The organism is Candidatus Similichlamydia laticola, from assembly GCF_003339615.1.
GTDB classification, from domain to species: domain Bacteria; phylum Chlamydiota; class Chlamydiia; order Chlamydiales; family Parilichlamydiaceae; genus Similichlamydia; species Similichlamydia laticola.
Genome location: NZ_QQBG01000001.1, coordinates 1 through 5,727, shown reverse-complemented (window position 1 = coordinate 5,727; position 5,727 = coordinate 1). Strand labels below are relative to the sequence as shown.

Sequence of the window (5,727 nt, the reverse complement as noted above, 5' to 3'; positions counted from 1 at the left end):
CAGCCACCCAAGCAAACAGAAGAGACATCAAACTCTTCCTCTCCAGAAGTAGAATCAAAGAATAACCAGGAGTTATAAGAGATGAGCACAAAGAAGAGTACGAAAATCATAGGAATCGATCTTGGGACAACCAATTCCTGTGTTTCTGTCATGGAAGGTGGATCTCCTATTGTTATTGCGAATGCGGAGGGAACGAGAACAACACCTTCTGTTGTATCCTATAAGGACGGAACACCTCAGGCTGGTGTTATTGCGAAGAGACAATCCCTCACCCACCCTGAAAGCACCGTTTTTTCTAGTAAAAGGTTCATCGGCTGTCAGTTTTCAGAAATCAAGTCTGAAATGAAAAACATGCCCTATGAAATTATTGAAGGGAAAGACGGCCGAGCAGCCTTCAAAGTTGAAGGGAAGACGCTCTCTCCGGAAGAAGTGGGCGCCCATATTTTGATGAAGATGAAGGAATCTGCCGAGGCTTATCTCGGTGAGTCGATCTCCGAAGCTGTCATTACTGTTCCCGCTTATTTCAACGACGCACAACGTCAATCGACTAAGGATGCCGGGAAGATCGCAGGGTTGAACGTTCGTCGTATTATTAATGAGCCCACAGCTGCTGCGTTAGCTTATGGAGTCGACAAGAGTGGAAACAAGAAGATTGCTGTTTACGATTTAGGCGGAGGGACTTTTGATGTCTCCATTCTTGAAATTGGAGAAGGTGTCTTTGAAGTTGTGGCCACAAACGGGGATACTCATCTTGGCGGAGATGACTTTGACCAAGTGATTATGACTTGGCTGATCGACAACTTCAAGAAAGAACACGGGATTGACTTGTCGAAAGACAAAATGGCTCTTCAAAGAGTCAAAGATGCAGCAGAACGAGCCAAGATTGAGCTGTCCACCTTGCAGCAAGCTGAAATTAACCAGCCTTTCATCACCATGGATGCATCAGGTGGAGGTCCTAAGCATTTGCAGGCGACTTTGACACGGGCTCAGTTTGAGCAATTGAGTCGTCAGCTGGTGGAAAGGACAAAGGGCCCCTGCCTAAAGTGCTTAGAAGATGCCAAGCTCTCCCCTTCCGAAATTACAGATGTTCTGCTCGTTGGTGGCATGACGCGTATGCCTGCCGTACAAGAAGCCGTAAAGGAGATCTTCCAAAAAGAACCGCATAAGGGAGTCAATCCAGATGAGGTCGTAGCCATTGGTGCTGCAATCCAGGGAGGAGTTCTTGGAGGAGACGTCAAAGACGTCTTGTTGCTGGATGTCACCTCATTAAGCCTAGGCATTGAGACCCTCGGTGAGGTGATGACCACAATCATCCCGAGAAACACGACGATTCCAACACAGAAAAAGATGGTCTTTTCTACGGCAACAGACAATCAACCTGCCGTAACAATTCGTGTTCTTCAAGGTGAACGACCAATGGCCTCTGATAACAAGCTCATTGGCTCCTTTGATCTAACAGACATTCCTCCTGCACCTAGAGGGGTCCCTCAAATTGAAGTTACATTTGATATCAGTGCAGACGGTTTGCTTCATGTTTCAGGAAAGGATCTTTCCACAAATCGAGAACAGAAGATTCGGATTGATGCGAAATCTGGACTTTCTGAAGCAGAAATCCAAGACATGATTAGAACAGCTGAGAAATTTTCGGAAGAGGACAAGAAGCGCAAGGAAGCTGCTGAGTTGCAGAATGAAGCTCAAAGCCTTTGTTTCCGAGCACAAAAAGCCTTGGATGATTACAAAGAAAAGCTACCTCAAGATATTTCTGAAGGTGTACAGACGCGTATTGATGCCCTCAATGCAGAGTTGAACGCTCAGCCGCGTGACCTAGAAAAACTTAAGACAGCACACCAAGACTTGAATAATTACATGCAAAAGATTGGTGAAGCTATGAACAAAGCTGCCGGAGCCCAACAGTCAGGACCCACTTCAACATCATCCGAAGCTTTCAAGAAATACGGCTCAGCTGCACAAGAACCAACTGAAGCTGAGGTTATCGATACAGATCCTCAAGTCTAAAAAGCAATACGAGTATCGTCCTTAACGAAAAAAACCCAGAAGAAACCCATATCTTCTGGGTTTTTTATCGTTATCAAACAAATCAAACGGTGGCACTCATCCCATTCATCTCTCTTTGTAAATATCGCAAAAAGACCGAACTGGCCGTAACATGTCCAACAGCGAACGGCCAAATGAATTCCTGTACGACTTGTCGAACGGCTTGATTTTCTCCCTGACGTGGAGCAAGCCTTTGTAATAACAAATGAAGTGCCGGTGTTCGTGACATATGAGAAAAGATTTCCTCCCCTGGTCGACCAATGTTCATCATAAGAAGAGACTGTATCTCAGCTGCAACAGCCTCTCGTGTGCCCGATTCGTTTAAAAAAGCCCCAGGATCTCTTGTTAATCTTTCTGCCTCTTGCCGTACTGTTTGACCATCCCCTACGTTAAGCAGCTCAATAGCTCCAAGAAGTAACGAGGCAACTGTGGAAGCGGTTTGTGCCGATTGTTCTACCATCATAGAAGAGACATTGCGCGATCTTCCCCTGAGAACAAGCGTGCGATGATCTTCCAATCCCAAAGCATAAGAAGAACTACTCGATCCCAAAGCTGTCACCATCCCCGCTACTAAATCGTCTAGTCTTGGAGCAGAACCTCCCAGAGTCGAGACCCAATACTGAGCAACAGGATCTCCTAGGCGAAGGGGTTGATCAGAAACCTTGTAATTGGCCTGGTCACTCAAAAGAAGGATAGGTAAAGCACTGCCTTCTGGGATTTCTCTTACAGGGGTCAGCCTCGGCCCTGGTCCTATCCCCAAAACTTGTCTTCTTCTACGGAAGAAAAAGAGCTGCTGGTTTCCCTCAGGGCCAACAGCTGTCATTATATATCCCTCTTTGTGTCCCCATGTCTTAAAAAGGTTGTCCAAAAAAGCAGTCAAAACTGGTGAAGAGGCATCTACACCTTCGTTAGGGATAATGACTTGAGGAATTTGTCCTGCAACAAGTGTGCGTCTTACAGCCCTTCCCACATAATTACCCCATTCATGAGGAACCATGTGTAATGGACTTAAAGGAGTAGGACCTACATCCGCAGGAACAGACTGCAAACGTGCCGAAGCAGATTCCTGTAACCGATTCAGGTGTATAAACTCCCTTGCTCTAACAGCCAAGGTTTCTCGACCAGTTATGCCTACCCTCGAAGAGGCAGATGACATCGTTGAAACTGTTTCGGTTTCGTCTGAAGTTAAGGTTGCACTTGTGCCTTCTGCTTCTTGACCCGCAAAGACAGCTTGCTGTGCCACACCATCAACAGACCCTCTGTCCGTCATGCCTTCTGAAGAAGTGTCCTCTCCATCCTCTATCTCGGCTAGTCTCTTAAGTTGCTCTTCGAAGGATGTGATGTCTTCTGCCGTAAGAACGTTTTTCATAGCAACTTCTGCAAGGGCAGCCTCGACGCGTTGCCCTGGTTGCACAGCAGAAGCTGCTGCTGCTGCTAAATCAGGGTCCAACTCAAGGGCAGCAAAAGGTATTTGAAGGTCAACAGAAAGACGATGCCGTGCTCCTTCTTGGGGATGTTCTGTTTCTTCCCCTGAACTTTCCGTATCAGACTTCATAACCTCCTGAAAAGCTAGTAACCCTTCCGTCAAGACATTTTGTGCGCTCCTTCTTCCAGATGTATTTCTACGAAGGGTCCGACGAACAGATTCCTCGACCCATGCACGCGTTCTATCCATTGTAGGGCCAGTAGGTTGTTTAGGTCGTGTATCCCTCTGTGACACTTCAACTCTTTCTTTCTCGGAAGAAGAGCCACTTAATACGGAAGAGATTAAATGGCTCAAGGCTTGAGTCGTTGCTGCAGCAGCTTGATGAAAAGCCTGTTTAGAAGAAGCAGGCGTCCACTCCTCATCTGAACTGAGACTTGTTTTTACTTCTCCCAGCAAAGAAGAAAGTGTATGAGAGACACCTTTGGCAGCATCTTGAAGTTCGGAGGAAGAAGAGGAACTTTCTTCTGGTAACTCCAAAGGGGGGATGCCTGCACGAGCACTTGTTCTAATACCTTCTGTAGAAACAAAAGTTCGAGGTCGTCTAGTAACAAAACGGGAAGAACCCCTTGATAAACTTATTGAGCTTCTTGTTCTTGTTCGCAAAGCATTGTAAAGATCACGAGATGCTTTTTTGACGATTAAACTCTGTTCTTGTTCTACGTTCCCTCGTTCTCCTGTTCCAAATAGACGAGTAAAAGTGGTTCGAATCCCCCGATGGTGCTGAGGAATCTCATTAATTCGAGAGGCTGAAAAGAGAAGCCCACGCATTCCAGAAGCTCGAATGGCAGGCACTCTCCTTCTAAAAATTCTGGCTACATTCTGGCTGATTGCTTTCATTTTCATATGGGCTTCTAGGATCTCTTCTCGGGTTAATCCGTCCCTATTGTGAATATAATCATAAAGAAGTTGCAGAACGCCTTGATCTAACTCTTCCCCATCCAAGCGAATACGCATGATCAAGCGCTCAAAGCCCGCTTCTGTTTGTACTTCTACTACCGTTTGGTAAGTACCTGCTGGGCCCTCTCGCACATCAACTCGGAAATCTTGTCCTTCTGTTCTGCCTGACTGCATTGTTCCTCCTCTCTCTTTCAAGATAGTGGTCCTCACCTCCTCTGCTTTAAAACAGATTCGCCTTTATTGGCAGATAAATTAGGTGCACAAATTTGTGCATGACATGCTGTTTTGTATCGAAATAACAGCCCCAAAACCATTTTTTTTCGTTTTAAACAAAAAATAATGTCATCTCCTCTTGACACCTAAAAGAGTATTTATAGATCAGGAATCTAAACAGATCGTTACTTTCTCATTGCATCGTTAAAACGAAAAAGAGACCGAATTAAATCACATTGCTGAGCGAAACATGAATACTTCTAAATGTTGAGTCGATCAAATAAATGGAGTAAGAGACAGCTTAATCAAGAGAGTACGATTTCGATCAGGGAAATGAGGCCCACCCTCCTTCACATTGGGCCAACACGTATGTCGGCCTGAACAAAAATGAGGGCTCAACCTTAACAATCCCAAAATGGGGAGGGACACTTTATGGCACTCAACTCGCAAATGCATTCGCACAGTAAAAAGCACCCAGCACTCCGAACGAGTGTAGGAAAAAAACCATCGTCTAAAGTCCTGTTCGGACAGGCAAAAGAAGCGAGTAGCTCCAAGGAGAAAAACGTGAAAGCTAAAACAGGAACGATCAAAAAAAAGGGAACTAGCGGAACAAAAAGAAGGGCTAAAACAAAGTCAGTCGGTTCGGCTTCTTCTCGTGTTACCCAGGCACTAGTAGGAGAATTGCTCGCTTCTCGTGCACCGAAGAGCAAGAAAACAGCTTCTAAAAGTACAGCCAGAAAAGCTGCTTCTCCTACTAAAAGAAAACCGGCAAAAGCTAAGGTAGTCACCAAAACAACTCGCACCCGTAGAACAGCTACTGCAGTAAAGAGAAAGACTGCCGCCTCAAGAGTCAAAAAGACAACGACGGCAACAAGAAGTGCAACAAAGAAGGCAAAGCCTGCTCGTTCAGCAAGAACAGTGAAAAAGGCAAAAACAACAACAGTTAAGAAAACTATATCTCGCACAAAGACAAAAACACGTGCTTCAACTAAGACAAGAACAGCAGCAAAGAGAAAAAGTGCCATTTCTACAGCAAAGAAAAAGGCAACAGCCACAACAACAAGGAAAAAGACAGC

3 protein-coding genes are annotated in these 5,727 nt (G+C 45.4%); 1 reads left to right on the top strand and 2 read right to left on the bottom strand.

The genetic code is table 11. From position 1 onward, the window contains the following. Positions 1 to 81 precede the first annotated feature (81 nt). Complete coding sequence (gene dnaK / locus HAT2_RS00015) at positions 82 to 2,016, top strand: molecular chaperone DnaK (protein WP_114544007.1); 1,935 nt, start codon at positions 82 to 84, stop codon at positions 2,014 to 2,016. 82 nt (positions 2,017 to 2,098) lie between these two features. Here the strand turns inward: dnaK and HAT2_RS00010 are convergent, their stop codons facing one another. Together HAT2_RS00010 and HAT2_RS03785 are read right to left on the bottom strand one after the other, a co-directional pair. After that, positions 2,099 to 4,612 (bottom strand): hypothetical protein, encoded by a 2,514-nt coding sequence (locus tag HAT2_RS00010; protein ID WP_147267436.1) that lies wholly within the window; start codon positions 4,610 to 4,612, stop codon positions 2,099 to 2,101. 440 nt (positions 4,613 to 5,052) lie between these two features. After that, positions 5,053 to 5,727, bottom strand: a 675-nt coding sequence (locus tag HAT2_RS03785) for a hypothetical protein (protein WP_220253855.1), incomplete at its 5' end; no start/stop codon positions are given.